This is a genomic window from Plantibacter flavus (genome assembly GCF_051487245.1).
Classification (GTDB): domain Bacteria; phylum Actinomycetota; class Actinomycetes; order Actinomycetales; family Microbacteriaceae; genus Plantibacter; species Plantibacter flavus_B.
The window spans coordinates 417024-431241 of sequence record NZ_JAHVDH010000005.1; the positions used below are offsets into that span (position 1 = coordinate 417024).

Annotated in this window: 13 protein-coding genes; 1 reads left to right on the forward strand and 12 read right to left on the reverse strand. The window is 68.8% G+C overall.

Annotated features, from left to right (window positions below; all coding sequences use genetic code 11):
* Window positions 1–54: 54 nt before the first annotated feature.
* The 10 genes from KXS11_RS14870 to KXS11_RS14915 form a co-directional block, all read right to left on the reverse strand.
* Window positions 55–327, reverse strand: a complete 273-nt coding sequence (locus KXS11_RS14870) for a PTS sugar transporter subunit IIB (RefSeq protein WP_437386385.1) — start codon at window positions 325–327, stop codon at window positions 55–57.
* Window positions 324–785, reverse strand: coding sequence for a PTS sugar transporter subunit IIA (locus KXS11_RS14875; protein ID WP_437386386.1), 462 nt, complete (start codon window positions 783–785; stop codon window positions 324–326). Before KXS11_RS14875 ends, KXS11_RS14870 begins: the two co-directional genes overlap by 4 nt.
* 123 nt (window positions 786–908) lie before the next feature.
* The gene (locus KXS11_RS14880) at window positions 909–2039 is read right to left on the reverse strand and encodes an adenosine deaminase (RefSeq protein WP_437386387.1); all 1131 of its coding nucleotides are present in this window, start codon (window positions 2037–2039) and stop codon (window positions 909–911) included.
* A 112-nt stretch (window positions 2040–2151) separates the two neighbouring features.
* Window positions 2152–3444 (reverse strand): thymidine phosphorylase, encoded by a 1293-nt coding sequence (locus tag KXS11_RS14885; RefSeq protein ID WP_437386388.1) that lies wholly within the window; start codon window positions 3442–3444, stop codon window positions 2152–2154.
* Entirely contained in the window at window positions 3441–3860 is a 420-nt protein-coding gene (locus KXS11_RS14890; protein WP_437386389.1) for a cytidine deaminase, read from the reverse strand. The genes KXS11_RS14885 and KXS11_RS14890 overlap by 4 nt, the downstream gene beginning before the upstream one ends.
* Window positions 3861–3862: 2 nt before the next feature.
* On the reverse strand, window positions 3863–5152 hold the full coding sequence (locus tag KXS11_RS14895) for an ABC transporter permease (RefSeq protein ID WP_437386514.1): 1290 nt from the start codon (window positions 5150–5152) through the stop codon (window positions 3863–3865).
* Window positions 5153–5157: 5 nt separating this feature from the next.
* The gene (locus KXS11_RS14900; RefSeq protein ID WP_437386390.1) at window positions 5158–6444 is read right to left on the reverse strand and encodes an ABC transporter permease; all 1287 of its coding nucleotides are present in this window, start codon (window positions 6442–6444) and stop codon (window positions 5158–5160) included.
* A complete protein-coding gene (locus KXS11_RS14905) occupies window positions 6441–7955 on the reverse strand; it encodes an ABC transporter ATP-binding protein (protein ID WP_437386391.1) in 1515 nt (504 codons plus the stop codon). Before KXS11_RS14905 ends, KXS11_RS14900 begins: the two co-directional genes overlap by 4 nt.
* 139 nt (window positions 7956–8094) lie before the next feature.
* Window positions 8095–9201, reverse strand: a complete 1107-nt coding sequence (locus tag KXS11_RS14910) for a BMP family lipoprotein (RefSeq protein ID WP_437386392.1) — start codon at window positions 9199–9201, stop codon at window positions 8095–8097.
* A 266-nt stretch (window positions 9202–9467) separates the two neighbouring features.
* Window positions 9468–11177 carry an ABC-F family ATP-binding cassette domain-containing protein gene (locus KXS11_RS14915; RefSeq protein WP_437386393.1) on the reverse strand — a complete coding sequence of 570 codons (1710 nt, stop codon included), beginning with the start codon at window positions 11175–11177 and terminating at the stop codon, window positions 9468–9470.
* 297 nt (window positions 11178–11474) lie between these two features.
* Here KXS11_RS14915 and KXS11_RS14920 point away from each other — a divergent pair, with 297 nt between their 5' ends.
* Window positions 11475–12476 carry a hypothetical protein gene (locus tag KXS11_RS14920; RefSeq protein ID WP_437386394.1) on the forward strand — a complete coding sequence of 334 codons (1002 nt, stop codon included), beginning with the start codon at window positions 11475–11477 and terminating at the stop codon, window positions 12474–12476.
* Window positions 12477–12513: 37 nt separating this feature from the next.
* Here KXS11_RS14920 and KXS11_RS14925 read toward each other — a convergent pair whose 3' ends face one another.
* Window positions 12514–13002, reverse strand: coding sequence for a hypothetical protein (locus KXS11_RS14925; protein WP_437386395.1), 489 nt, complete (start codon window positions 13000–13002; stop codon window positions 12514–12516).
* A 5-nt stretch (window positions 13003–13007) separates the two neighbouring features.
* Window positions 13008–14123, reverse strand: coding sequence for a mannose-1-phosphate guanylyltransferase (locus tag KXS11_RS14930; protein WP_437386396.1), 1116 nt, complete (start codon window positions 14121–14123; stop codon window positions 13008–13010).
* Window positions 14124–14218: the final 95 nt, after the last annotated feature.

Genomic DNA, 14218 nt, shown 5'->3' on the forward strand with positions numbered 1-14218 from the left:
GCGGGCCGAGGGAATGACAGGGTCGGACGTGGTCCCCGAGGTCGTCGAACGGCGTCAGCCGATGGCGCGTTCGAGCTTCTCGGTGAGCTCCGTGAGGTCGAAGTAGTTGTCGATCACGACGATGTCTGCGAACGTCTTCCCGATGCGGTCCACGAGCTCCGGCGAGGTCAGGATCACCTGGGCATCGGAGGCCGTCGTCGACAGACTCTCGATGTCGCCCGCGACCACGTCTGCCTCGAGGTCGAGTCGTTCGAGCGCCCGCTCGGCGTTCAGCTTGAGGATCGCGGACGAACCGACGCCGGCGCCGCAGATGGCGACGATCTTCATGCAGGCTCCTCGTTCTCAGTGAGGCCGAACACGGCCCGGACCTCGTCGACGCTGGTGGCGGCCGCGAGTCGCGGGATCGCAGATTCCTCGTTGAAGACGTTCGCGATCTCCGCCACCCAGCCGACGTGCGACTCCGACGTCGTCACGGCGAGGCCGAGCACGATGCTCACAGGGTCGTTGTGCGGGTGGCCGAAACGCACCGGCGCTGCAAGCGTCACGACCGCGAGGGCGTCCTGGTGGACGTCCGTGCCGGGCCTGGCGTGCGCGAGAGCGAGTCCTGGTGCGATGACGACGTACGCTCCGAACTCGTCGACCACGTCGATCATGCGCTGCGTGTACCCCTCCTCGGTCGCCCCGGTCTCGGTGAGGAGGGTGCCGACGGCGCGGATCGCTTCGCGCCAATCGGCCGCTTCAGCTCGAAGGCCGACGCGGGCTGCGGACAGTTCTGGGAGTGGCATCGCTTCAATCAGAGGGGTTGACGACCGGTGTGGGCCGGATCAAGCGTATCGTCCCGAGGCTGAGCGCCCGCCGCGCGTGTGTGGTGCAGGCCTCGGCCCGCACGACCACACGCCGGTCGGCGATCAGTCCTCGTCGTCGCCGAGTGCCTCATCGAAGGCCTCGGTGATGCGGTCGGCGAGCGCCTCGCGGATCTCCAGCGGCTGGAACGACGCGGCTGCGGCGTTCAACTGGAAGGTCTCGAGGTCGGTGAGGTCGTAGTCGAAGGCCTCGGTGAGGAGGGTCAGCTCCTTCGTGAGGCTCGTGTCGCTCATCGTCCGGTTGTCGACGTTCACGGTGACCGCGAAGTCCAGCTGGTACAGCAGGTCGAAGGGGTGGTCCTCGAGCTCCGTGCCCCACGCGGCGATCGCACCGGTCTGCAGGTTCGACTGCGGGCTGAGTTCGAGCGGGATCTTGCGGTCGCGGACCCATTCGGCGACCGGACCGAGCGTGGCGTACAGCGACTCGGCGTCGTCGCGCTCGATGAAGATGTCCTCGGCGATGCGCACACCGTGGCCGAGACGCAGTGCCCGGCCGTCGAGCAGGGCCCCACGGATGGATTCGATGCCATCGGCCTCACCGGCGTGCGCGGTGACGGGGAAGAGCTCAGCGGCGAGGTAGTCGAAGGCCAGGCGGTGCTTGCTGGCCGGGAAGCCGGCCTCTGCGCCGGCGATGTCGAAGCCGACGACCCCGTTCTCGCGGTGACGAACGGCGAGCTCGGCGATCTCGAGACCCCGGTCGGCATGACGCATGGCGGTCACGAGCTGCCCGATCTGGATGTCGTAGCCCGTGTGCGAGGCGTCCTGGATGCCGAGTTCGATGCCCTCCTGCACCGCCTCGACGACGGCGTCGAGGCTCAGGCCGCGGGTGAGGTGCTGTTCCGGCGCCCACCGGACCTCCCCGTAGATGACGCCGTCGGCCGCAAGATCCTGAACGAACTCGCGAGCGACCCGGACGAGTCCTTCGTGGGTCTGCATGACGGCGATCGTGAGGTCGAAGGTCTTCAGGTATTCGACGAGCGACCCCGCGTTGCACTGCGCGTAGAACCAGTCGGCGAGTCCGTCCGGGTCGGTGACGGGGACCTCGACACCGAGCGGTTCGGCCAGTTCGATGATCGTCGCGGGTCGCACGCCACCGTCGAGGTGGTCGTGGAGCGAGATCTTCGGCAGTGCGCGGAAGTCGATGCCGGACAGGGGGGATTCGTCTGCAGAGGTCACGAGCTTCACTGTACCGCTCACGCACACCTCGCGACATGGCTCAGACCCGCTCGTTCGCCCCGTGTGTCGGTCCAGAGCGCGACTGGACGGCCACACGGGGCGACGGGCGGACTCAGGCCTCGATGCGGGCTCGGATGAGCGGGCCTCGGGCCGGTGCCTCGTCGGCGATCGAGTAGGCGCCCTCCAGAGCCTCGAGGGCGCGTGGGAAGCGGGCTTCGTCGTCGGCGGACAGGGTGAACAGCGGCTGACCGACCGTCACTCGATCTCCGGGCTTCGCGTGCAGGTCGATGCCTGCTGCGTGGATGACCGGGTCCTGCTGACGGGCGCGGCCGGCGCCGAGGCGCCACGCTGCGATGCCGAAGGGCAGCGCCTCCTGCGTCGCGAGCACACCGTCACGCGACGCGGTGACCGTGTGGGTCTCCTTCGCGACCGGGAGCGCAGCGTCCGGGTCGCCGTCCTGCGCCCGGATCATCCGCTTCCAGACGTCCATCGCGCGTCCGTCGCTCAGCGCAGCCTCCACGTCGGCGTCAGGCTGGCCGGCGAGCGCCAGCATCTCCTTCGCCAGCGCGAGGGTGAGCTCGACGACGTCGGCTGGACCGCCACCGGCCAGCACCTCGACCGACTCCCGGACCTCGTTCGCGTTGCCGATCGCGAGACCGAGCGGCACGTTCATGTCGGTCAGGAGGGCGGTCGTGGCGACCCCGGCATCGGTCCCGAGGGCGACCATCGTCCGTGCCAGCTCCTCGGCCCGCTCGTACTCCCGCATGAACGCACCGGAACCGAACTTCACGTCCAGCACCAGCGCCCCGGTGCCCTCCGCGATCTTCTTCGACATGATGCTCGACGCGATGAGCGGGATGGCTTCGACGGTCCCGGTCGTGTCGCGGAGGGCGTACAGCCGCTTGTCCGCCGGGGCGAGGCCTGAGCCGGCCGCGCAGATGACGGCGCCGACGTCGGCCAGCTGCGCCATCATCTCCTCGTTGCTGAGTGCCGCGCGCCAACCCGGAATGCTCTCCAGCTTGTCGAGGGTGCCGCCCGTGTGCCCGAGGCCACGACCGGACAGCTGCGGGACGGCGACACCGAAGACCGCGACGAGGGGCGCGAGCGGCAGTGTGATCTTGTCGCCGACCCCACCCGTGGAGTGCTTGTCGGACGTCGGCTTGTCGAGGGACGCGAAGCTCATGCGCTCGCCGCTCGCGATCATCGCGAGGGTGAGGTCGCGGATCTCGCGTCGGTCCATCCCGTTCAGGAGGATGGCCATCGCGAGCGAGGACATCTGCTCGTCCGCGACGTAGCCGCGGGTGAAGGCGTCGATCAACCAGTCGATCTGCGGCGTCGACAGCTCGCCGCGGTCGCGCTTCGTGCGGATGAGGTCGACGACGTCGAAGGCCTCTACGGTGCTCATGCGTGGTACTCCTCGAGTTGACGGGGTCCGAAGGCGTCCGGCAGGACCTCGTCGATGGTGCGGATGCCGGAGACGGTGTCGAGCAGCATGCCCGCCGTCGAGTGTTCGTACAACAGTTGTCGGCAGCGCCCGCACGGCATGAGGCGCTCGCCCTTGCCATCGACGCAGGCGAACGCCACGAGGCGCCCGCCTCCCGTCATGTGCAGTGCGGAGACGAGGGCGCACTCTGCGCACAGCGTCAGTCCGTAGCTGGCGTTCTCGACGTTGCAGCCGGAGATGATCCGGCCGTCGTCGACGAGCGCAGCCGCGCCGACGGGGAAGCGACTGTAGGGCACGTAGGCGTGTCCCATCGCCTCCCGGGCGGCGGCGTGCAGCGCGTCCCAGTCGATGTCCCCTGCGGGGGTGGCGTCGGTCATCGTCAGCCCTTCACATAGGGTTTGCCGGCGGCTGCCGGGCCCCTGGAGATGCCGACGAGGCCCGCGACCGCGAAGATCGTGACGACGTACGGCAGCATCAGCATGAACGCGCTCGGCACCGGGGAGCCGATGGCGCTCAACGCGAACTGCAGGTTCTGTGTGAAGCCGAACAGCAGGGCCGCGAGGGTCGCCTTCAGCGGATCCCAACGCCCGAAGATGACCGCCGCAAGGGCGATGTAGCCTGCTCCGGCCGTCATCTCCTTGTTGAACGCACCGACCGAGCCGAGGGTGAAGTACGCACCGCCGAGACCGACGATGGCACCGGCGAGCGCGACGTTCCAGAACCGCGTGCGGTTGACGTTGATGCCCACGGTGTCTGCAGCCTGCGGATGCTCGCCCACGGCGCGGAGGCGGAGCCCCCAGCGCGTGTAGAACAGGCAGAAGAACACGACGGCGACCGCGATGTACATGAGGTAGATGATGATCGTCTGGCGGAACAGGACCGGGCCGATGATCGGGATCTCACTCAGGATCGGGATGTTGAGGCGCGGGAACTTCGGCGGGCTGTTGAACAGCGCCTCGTCCTTCGTGAGGACCTGCGAGTACAGGAAGCTCGTGAGGCCGACGACGAGGACGTTCAACACGACACCGACGATGACCTGGTCGACCAGGTACTTGATCGAGAACGCCGCGAGCAGGAAGCTCACGAGCGTGCCCGCGATCATCGCGGCGATCAGACCCAGGAAGGCGTTGCCGGTGAGCGACGCGACGAACGCGCTCGAGAACGCGCCGGCGAGCAGCTGGCCCTCGATCGCGATGTTCACGACGCCGACCCGCTCGGAGATGACACCACCGAGCGCACCGAAGATCAGCGGCACGCTGAGTGCGACGGTGCCGAGCAGCAAGCCCGTGATCGGAATCGCCTTGCCCGCTGCGGCCCAGGACAGGAAGCCGACCATGAACAGGACGCCGAACACGGTGATGAGCCAGAGCGGGACCTTCTTCCCCGTGGTGACGAGGTAGGCGCTCAGGGCGGTGACGCCCGCGAGCAGGATCGTGACGACGATGCCGGTGACGGTGGCCGGAAGGACGACCGTCGGCAACTGGATGACGTCGCCGTCGCTCGACAGCCGGAAGGTGCTGTTGCCGTCGCGGTGCCAGATGATGAAGAGCAGGAAGGCGATGACGGTGAAGATCCCGAAGGCGATCGGTGCCTTCCAGCTGCGGACGACGACCGTCTCGAGGACGATCGGGGCGTCGGCTGCCGGCTGGGCGTTCTGGTCGGTCGTGATGGTGCTCACGCGGCCACCTCCTTCTTCGCGGAGCGACGCGACACGCGTGGCGATCCGTCGGGCTTCGGCAGGAAGAAGATCGCCCGCACGAGCGGCGGTGCCGCGATGAACAGCACGATGAGAGCCTGGAGCACGAGCACGATGTCGATCGGCACGTTGACGCCCTGCGTCGCCTGCATGGAGTAGCCACCGGCCTTCAGGGCACCGAACAGGATGCCGGCGATGAGGATGCCGCCCGGCCGACTCCGGCCGAGGAGTGCGACGGTGATGGCGTCGAAGCCGATACCGGCGTCGATGCCGTTGTCGAATCCGGACGTCACCGTGCCGAGCACCTGCGAGACACCGGCGAGACCGATGAGCCCGCCCGAGAGCAGCATGGCGTACACGTAGGTGTTCTTCACGTCGATACCGGCGACGCGAGCGGCGTTCGGGTTCTCGCCGACGGCCCGGAAGCGGAAGCCGATCGACGAGCGACTGAACAGCCACCACACGAAGACCACGGCGAGGATCGCGAGCAGGAAGCCGGCGTGCAGGTTGTAGCGGTCGCCGAGGAGCTTCGGGAGCACCGCGTTCGGTGCCATCGCAGCGCTCTTCGGCACGTTCGAACCGGGAGCCTGCAGCAGACCCTGCGTCGAGAGCATGAAGGTGATCAGGTAGAACGCGACGTAGTTGAGCATGATCGTGATGATCACCTCGTGCGCGCCCGTCCTCGCCTTGAGGACGCCGACGATGCCGCCCCAGAACGCACCACCGATGATGCCGGCCGCCACCGCGACGAGCAGGTGCACGACGGGCGGCAGGTCGAGCGTGAAGCCGACCCAGCCGGCGCACGCGGCAGCGATGAGCATCTGGCCGCGGCCACCGATGTTGAACATGCCGACGCGGAACGCGAGACCCACGCCGAGCCCGGCGAGGATCAGCGGGGTCGCGAACGTCAGGGTCTCGGTGAGCGGACGGATGCCGTTCAGGAAGTCGGGGCGCTTGAAGTTGTAGATCGCACCCTGGAACAGTGCGCCGTACGCACCCGTCGCCGACTGCCAGACCGCCGCGATGGTGTCACCCGGGCGGGCGAGGAAGTACCCGGCCGCCGCGTGGACCTTGGGGTCGGTCAGGGCGATGAGGATCGCACCGGCGACCATCGCGAGCACGACCGCGAGGATCGAGATGACGACGCTGGAGTTGAGGATCTCGGCCAGCACCTTGTTGGAGCGCGGCTGAGTCGTGTCGGGAGGCGTCTCGCCCGGTGCGACCGGATCGACCGTCCCCGGTGGGTTGTGGGTGGTGTCACTCATGCTGCTGCTCCTGCCGGGAGTTCGCCGGCCATCATGAGGCCGAGGACCTCTCTGGGGGTCGATGCTGGGACGATGCCGACGATCCCGCCGCGGTACATCACGGCGATGCGGTCGGCGAGGGCGACGACCTCGTCGAGCTCGGTCGACACGACGATGACGGGGATACCGGCGTCGCGGGTCGCGACGATGCGCTTGTGGACGAACTCGATCGAGCCGACGTCGATGCCGCGGGTGGGCTGCGCCGCGACGAACAGCCGCAGATCGCGGCTGAGTTCGCGGGCGAGCACGACCTTCTGCTGGTTGCCTCCGGACAGCGAACCCGCCGGCGACTCGATGCCCTGCGAGCGCACGTCGAACTCCTTCGACTTCTCGCGTGCGAAGTCGTCGCGGTAGCCCCGCTGCACGTTGCCCGCCTTCACGAACGGGGCACCGGTCGAGCGGTCGAGCATGAGGTTCTCGGCGATCGTGAACTGCTTCACGAGACCGTCCTCCGAGCGGTCCTCCGGGACGAACCCGACCCCGGCGTCGAGCACCTTGCGAGGCGTCGAGCCGACGAGTTCGACGCCGTCGAGGAGGATGCTGCCCTTCGTGTGCGGCTGCAGCCCGAGGATCGCCTCGGTGAGCTCGGTCTGCCCGTTGCCCTGGACACCGGCGATGGCGAGCACCTCGCCCTCGCGCACCTCGAAGCTCACGCCGTTCACGACGAGCTGGCCGAGGTGGTCGATGACCGAGAGGTCACGGACCGCGAACGTGGCCTCACCGAGCTTCGGCGCGTCCTTGTGGACGGTGAGCTCGACGGGGCGTCCGACCATGAGGGAGGCGAGTTCGGCGTTCGTCGCCGTGGGTGACGCCTCACCGACGACCTTCCCGAGGCGGATGACGGTGATGCGGTCGGCGACCTCGCGGACCTCGCGCAGCTTGTGGGTGATGAAGACGATCGAGGTGCCCTCGTCCTTCAGCTGCTTCATGATGGCCATCAGCTCATCCGTCTCCTGCGGCGTGAGCACTGCGGTGGGCTCATCGAACACGAGGACGTTGGCATTGCGGGAGAGCGCCTTGACGATCTCGACGCGCTGTTGGACCCCGACGGGGAGATCGCCGACGATGGCGTCCGGGTCGAGGCTGAATCCGAAGCGCTCGGAGATCTCGGTGACGAGCTTGCGGGCCGCCGCGACGTCGAGTCGGCCACCGCTCTTGGTCTGCTCGTGGCCGAGCATGACGTTCTCGGCGACGGTGAAGACGGGGATGAGCATGAAGTGCTGGTGGACCATGCCGATGCCGGCGCTCATGGCGTCACCGGGGCCTTGGAAGTGCTGGACGACGTCGTCCAGGAGGATCTCGCCCTCATCGGCCTGATACAGGCCGTAGAGCACGTTCATGAGGGTGGATTTGCCGGCACCGTTCTCGCCGAGGAGACAGTGGATCTCCCCCGGCTCGACGGTGAGGTCGATGTGGTCGTTGGCGGTGAGTGCGCCGAACCGTTTGGTGATGCCGCGGAGCTGGAGCTTCATGGGTCCCAATCTAGTCACGAGTCGGATGTGCGGTACGGGTGATCGGGATCGCCGAGGGGCCGTTCCGCGAACAGACCGGGGGGAGGCCGCGATGCGCGACCTCCCCCCGGAAGCCCAGGCGAACCTGGGTGAAGAGGGACTACTTGACGGGCGAGGAGACCGAGGTCGCCTTGATCGAACCGTCGATGATGCCTGCCTTGATCGTGTCCAGCTCGTCGGCCAGGGTCGGGGAGACCTTGGACTCGAAGTCGTGGAACGGCGCGATGCCGACGCCCTTGTTCTCGAGGGTGCCGACGTAGGCGGCTGCGTCGAACTTGCCGCCACCGGCCTCGGTCACGACGTCGCCGACGCCGGCCTTCATGTCCTTGAGGACGGAGGTGAGGAAGAGGTTGCCGGTGTCGGGGTTCGTGACGAACAGGTCGGCGTCGACGCCGACCATCGCGATGTCCTTGCCGGTCTCCTGGATCTCAGCGATCGCGCTCAGGAAGATCGGGCCACCGACGGGCATGAGCACGTCAGCGTTCTGGTCGATGAGCGTGCGGGCGAGCTGCTTCGCGGTGTCGTTCGCCTCGAAGCCACCGGTGAACGAACCGGTCTGAGCGGCGACGTCCCAGCCGACGACCTGGACGCTCTTGCCCTTCTGCTCGTTGTAGTACGCGACACCCTCGGCGAAGCCGTCCATGAAGATCTGGACGGACGGGAAGGGCTGGCCACCGAAGGTACCGACGACGCCGGTCTTCGAGTAGTCGGCCGCCGCGTAGCCGGCGAGGAAGGCGGCCTGGACGGTGTCGAACAGGATCGGCTTGATGTTCGGCGCGTCGACCTTGCCGTCGAAGTCGTTGTCCGCCGCGTCGTCGATGATCGCGTAGTCGATGTCGGGGTTCGCGAGTGCTGCGGTGACCGTGTCGGCGGAGAGGGCGAAGCCGACGCTGACGATGAGCGAGCAGCCCTGGTCTGCAAGGCTCTGCAGGTTCGGCTTGTAGTCGTCGGCCTTGTCGGACTGGACGGTGATCGGCTCGACACCGAGCTCCTTCGCCGCCTCGGTCAGACCCTCGTAGCCGAGCTGGTTGAACGACTTGTCGGTGAAGCCACCGGCGTCGGAGACCATGCAGGGGAGGAAGTCGGACGCGGCACCGGTCGAGTCGCCGCCACCGGTGCTGGGAGCCGATGCACAGCCGGCGAGCAGAGCCATGAGACCGACGCCGGCGATTGCGCCCGCAGCGGCCTTCCGAGTTGAGATTGCCAAGGTAGCCTCCAAGATGCAGCCCCACGGGTCGCGGGGCGTATGGGGGTTACGTTACCCAATGTGACGACGAGCGGATGGTCGATTCCGGCTTCGCGACCGAAGCGTTACAGAACGGTGGCACCCGTGTCATCCGCCGGAAACACGCGCGTCGCTCAGACGCGCACTGCGCGGTGACGCGCGTGCGCATCTGAGCAACATGTGTGGGACCCGCCGTGCGGCAAGCGCTCCGAGGGCACCCGTCGACGTCGGTTACGGGACGCGAATGCTCACGCCCGGGCAGCCGATGCGAGGTGGAGCTCCTCCCCCGACCACCGTCGCCGCAACCACCGGTCGTGACTCGCGATCACGACCGCTCCGGGGTACTCCCCGAGGGCCTCCTCCAGTTCCGTCGCGAGCGCGAGCGACAGGTGGTTCGTCGGTTCGTCCAGGAGGAAGAGGTGCGGCGGCCTGGCGATGATGAGCGCGAGCGCCAGTCGACGCTGCTGACCGACGGACAACCGCTCGACCGGCCGGTCGAGGTCACGCGATGCCAAGAGCCCGAGGCCCGCGAGCGGCGTGCGTGCGGCTCGCGCCTCACCGAGCGTCCGTTCGTACAGCTCACGGGGCGAGCGCTCGGGGTCGTCGAACACGACGTCCTGCTCGAGGAGCCCGACGCGCAACCCGCGGCGCCGCAGGAGCGAGCCGGCGTCGAGTCGGAGGGACCCGGCGAGCGCGGCCAGCAGCGTCGACTTCCCTGCCCCGTTCGCCCCGGTCACGAGGAGTCGCGTCCGCGGCGCGATCCGGAGCCGGTCGAGCGACAGTCGACCGTCGACGTGCGCGCCCGAGAGGTCGATGAGCTGCTCGCCGTCCTCCAGCACCATGGACCCGCTCGGGATCCCGGTGAAGGCGAGTGGGGCGGGTGGTCTCCGCACCTGTTCGCGCCCGAGCACCTCGAGACGCAGCTGTGCGTTGCGCACCCGACGGCTGATCTGCTGCTCGACCCGATCGCCGCGCATGCCGAACGCCATCCGGTTGTTGTCCCGAATGCCGCGATCGTGGTTGATGCGTGGCGCGACCTCGTGGACCGCGGCGGCGAGCCTGCGCAGTTCGTCCTGCTCATCCTCGTAGCGCCCGGCCCACCGGGCGAGCTCAGCAGCCTTCCAGTCGAGGTATTCGCTGAAGGGGCCGCCGAACACGACGACCGGTGAGGCTTCCCCGACGGGGACCGGGCGGGACGGGTCGATGTCGACGAGACCGGTCGCGACCTCGTCGAGGAATGCGCGGTCGTGGCTCGCGAAGAGCACCGGACCGGGCCACGCGGCGAGCTCGCCGCGGAGGAACCCCACGGCAGCGTCGTCGAGGTGGTTCGTCGGTTCGTCGAGGAGCAGCGCGGTCGGGCGCGACACGAGCAGCGCGGCGAGCGCCAACCGCGAACGCTGACCTCCGCTCACCTCGCCGAGCGTACGGGTGCGCTCGACGTCGCCCAGTCCGAGCCCGTCGACGACCGCGTCGAGGCGCGCGTCGGCTGTCCAGACGTCGGCACGCTCTGCGGCGTCGAGCGCGTCGGCGTATCGCCGCTCACCGTCGGCCGCGGCCGACGGCTCGCCGAGGGCCGCGGCAGACTCCTCGAGCTCGTGTTCGATCGTTCGGACCTCACCGAGCGCCTGCTCGAGGAGCTCGCCGACGGTCGTCTCGGCCGGCAGCCCGATCTCCTGAAGCAGGATGCCGGTGCGCAGCGGGCGCAGCACGTCGCCGCTGTCGGCCTCGTCGATCCCGGCCAGGATGCGCAAGAGCGTCGACTTGCCGGCCCCGTTCTCTCCGATGAGGCCGATCCGTTCGCCGGCGGAGACGACGAGGTCGACCTCACGAAGGACGGTCCGGTCACCGAAGGAACGACTCACGTCGTCCGCTCGCACCTGGTGGACGTCGGCTGCACGGCCGGAACGGGTTCGGGCGATGCCGGTGGGGAAGGATGGGATGCTGCTGGGTGCTCGCATGAGCGCCCCCTTTCAGGATGGGGCACGCACCGATCCGGGCGGCAGCGGGACGGCGGTTCCCGCGCGTGAGCCGCAGCGAGCGCGAGCGCTCGGGCGGCAGGCGGAGGACCGCAGCGATCACTGCGTGAAGTCGGCGTACCTCGATGGATTCCCGCCGGGCGCATCGCTCACGCAATGCAGAGGCCTCGGGCACGGGAGGTCGAATTCGCTCAGATCTTCACAGTGCGTCAATCGTAACCACTCGGTGTTCTGGGTCGCAAGGCCTCCGCGGACCCGCACACGTTTAGGCTGGAGGGCATGCGTGCTCCGTCAGCCCTCCAGCCCGAGCCGCGCCCTCGCTGGCCGCGCTCGGGTGTCGTCGCGCTGCTCGCCGCCGCTTCGGTCGGAGCGCTGCTCGCACTGGGCGCACTCCCCGGCGCCGCCACCGATGCGCTCGCGGCGACGCCGACTGCGACCGCAGCCCCGAGCGCCACTCCGCAGCCGACCCGGAGCGCCACCCCCACGCCGAGCACGTCGCCAACCTCCGCACCAAAGCCCTCCGCGCCGAAGCCCGCCGCGCCGGCCGTGCCCACGGTCCGGGGCACCGACTTCGATGCGGGCGAGATCATCAGCGATGAGAACTTCTACGACGCGAACGCGATGAGCGAGGCCGACGTGCAGGCGTTCTTCGCCTCGCAGCCCTGCACGCCCGAGGACGGCGTGCCCTGCCTTGCGGACTTCCGCGACAGCACGTCGTCTGTCCCCGCAGCCGAACCCGGTCACTGCGAGGCGTATCGCGGCGCCGTCAACGAGTCGGCCGCACGCATCGTGACGAAGGTCGCGCATGCCTGCGGGATCAACCCCAAGGTGCTCCTCGTGCTCATGCAGAAGGAGCAGTCGCTCATCACGTCGCCGAGCGAGTACGGCTACGCCCGGGCGATGGGCTGGGGCTGCCCGGACACGGGACCGGGGTTCAGTGCGAGCTGCGACGCCGACTACTTCGGCTTCCAGAACCAGGTGTACCGCTCGGCATGGCAGTTCCGGCAGTACACCCTGTACCCCGTGAACGTCCCGGGTGAGTCGTACCAGCGCGCCTACCACCTCGGGAAGGTGTACATCCAGTACAACCCCGACACCCAGTGCGGCGGCAGCCAGGTGGACATCCGCAACCAGGCGACGGCGAACCTCTACCTGTACACGCCGTACCAGCCGAACGCCGCGGCGCTCGCGAACGTGTCCGGCACCGGCGACGCCTGCAGCGCGTACGGCAACCGCAACTTCTGGCGGCTCTACACGGAGTGGTTCGGCCCCGCCGTCTGAGCGTGCGGCCGTCCGTCAGCGCGCTCGACGGGACGGTTCACTCTCCGATGAGGAGCGAGACGCGGTCGTCGAGGTACGCGTCGAGGCGGGTGAGGCCGAGGTCATGACCGGCCCAGCGCAGCATCACCGCACCGTCGACGACGGAGAGCGGACCGGAGCCGTTCCGCAACGCCTGCTCGTCGAGCGCGATCTCCTCGACCTCGAAGTTGACGACCTCGCCAGCTGCGAACGGACCCTTGTGCGCGGCCTGCTGCGCGAGGCGTCGGTGCTCCACCTCACTCGACCGATGGTTGTACCACTTGGGCTCGATCGCCCGCGTCGACTCCGCCGCGGTGAACAGTCGCCCGTCGGCGGAGAGCAGCACGACCCCGAGCCGCCAGGCCCGACCGATCGGCCGCAACGCCGGAGCACGCTTCACGAGTGGCAGACCGCGCGGGGTGTAGACCTCCGCGAGCGCTTCGTCCGGCACTCCAGCGTCCTCGAGTCGGGCAGCCGCGCGCAGCAGGAGACTCCGCACCTCGGTCATGGTGGCTACAGGACGTCGTCGCGCCCGGACAGCTTCAGGGCGTCCACGACGCTCTTCACCCGCTGAGCGTTGGCGCTCGTGGTCACGAGCAGCGCATCCGGGGTGTCGACGACGACGATGTCCTGCACGCCGATGAGGCTGATGACGCGACCGGTCTGGCTGACGACGATGCCGCTGGACGCGTCGGACAGGACGCGCGCGTTCTCGCCGAGGATGGCGAGGTCCGACTTCCGTCCGCCGGAGTTGAGCTTGGCGAGCGAGGCGAAGTCGCCGACGTCGTCCCAGTCGAAGTGCGCCGGGACGACGGCCATCCGTCCGGCCGCGGCGGCGGGTTCGGCGACGGAGTAGTCGATCGCGATCTTCTCGAGTGCGGGCCAGACGCGGTCCACCACGGGGCCTCGGGTGGCGGGGTCGTCCCAGGCTTCGGCGAGTTCGAGGAGCCCGGCGAGCAGTTCGGGTTTCTGCCGGCCGATCTCCTCCAACAGGACGTCTGCGCGCGAGATGAACATGCCGGCGTTCCAGAGGTGCTCACCGCTCGACACGTACCGCTTGGCCGTCACGAGGTCGGGCTTCTCCACGAAGGAGTCGACGAGCATCACGCTCTCCGCGCCGGCGATGCCGAGGTCGGTGGAACTCTTGATGTAGCCGAAGCCGATCGCGGGCTCGGTCGGCTGGATGCCGATCGTCACGATGTAGCCCTCCTCGGCGGCGTTGACCGCCTGGGCGACGGCGGCACGGAACAGGCGGTCGCCGCGGATCACGTGGTCGGCGGCGAAGGAGCCGACGATGACGTCGGGCTCGCGGCGGACGAGGATGGCGGCGGCGAGACCGATCGCTGCGGTCGAGTCACGCGGTTCGCTCTCGAGGACGACGTTGGCGTCGGCGAGGTCCGGGAGCTGCTGCTCCACAGCGGCGCGGTGGGCACGTCCTGTGACGACCATGATGCGCTGGTCACCGGCGATGGGGGCCAGGCGGTCCCAGGTGGCGCGCAACAGGGTGCTGCCGGAGCCGGTGAGGTCGTGCAGGAACTTCGGAGCGTCGGCCCGGGAGAGCGGCCAGAGACGACTCCCGATACCGCCGGCCGGGATCACTGCGTAGAAGCGTTCGAGGGGCGTGGTCATCGCCCCAGCGTACCGGCAGGACGTCGCGCAGCCCGGTCGGTACGAAAGCGACATCTGGCGGGGTTAGCATGAGCGCCAGGTCTCGCATCCGCGAG

Excerpts from the sequence above, each read along its gene's own strand:
- KXS11_RS14930 (WP_437386396.1), bottom strand. The coding sequence starts at position 14,123 with ATGACCACGCCCCTCGAACGCTTCTACGCAGTGATCCCGGCCGGCGGT.
- KXS11_RS14875 (WP_437386386.1), bottom strand. The coding sequence starts at position 785 with ATGCCACTCCCAGAACTGTCCGCAGCCCGCGTCGGCCTTCGAGCTGAA.
- KXS11_RS14890 (WP_437386389.1), bottom strand. The coding sequence starts at position 3,860 with ATGACCGACGCCACCCCCGCAGGGGACATCGACTGGGACGCGCTGCAC.
- KXS11_RS14885 (WP_437386388.1), bottom strand. The coding sequence starts at position 3,444 with ATGAGCACCGTAGAGGCCTTCGACGTCGTCGACCTCATCCGCACGAAG.
- KXS11_RS14925 (WP_437386395.1), bottom strand. The coding sequence starts at position 13,002 with ATGACCGAGGTGCGGAGTCTCCTGCTGCGCGCGGCTGCCCGACTCGAG.
- KXS11_RS14905 (WP_437386391.1), bottom strand. The coding sequence starts at position 7,955 with ATGAAGCTCCAGCTCCGCGGCATCACCAAACGGTTCGGCGCACTCACC.
- KXS11_RS14870 (WP_437386385.1), bottom strand. The coding sequence starts at position 327 with ATGAAGATCGTCGCCATCTGCGGCGCCGGCGTCGGTTCGTCCGCGATC.
- KXS11_RS14900 (WP_437386390.1), bottom strand. The coding sequence starts at position 6,444 with ATGAGTGACACCACCCACAACCCACCGGGGACGGTCGATCCGGTCGCA.
- KXS11_RS14920 (WP_437386394.1), top strand. The coding sequence starts at position 11,475 with ATGCGTGCTCCGTCAGCCCTCCAGCCCGAGCCGCGCCCTCGCTGGCCG.
- KXS11_RS14915 (WP_437386393.1), bottom strand. The coding sequence starts at position 11,177 with ATGCGAGCACCCAGCAGCATCCCATCCTTCCCCACCGGCATCGCCCGA.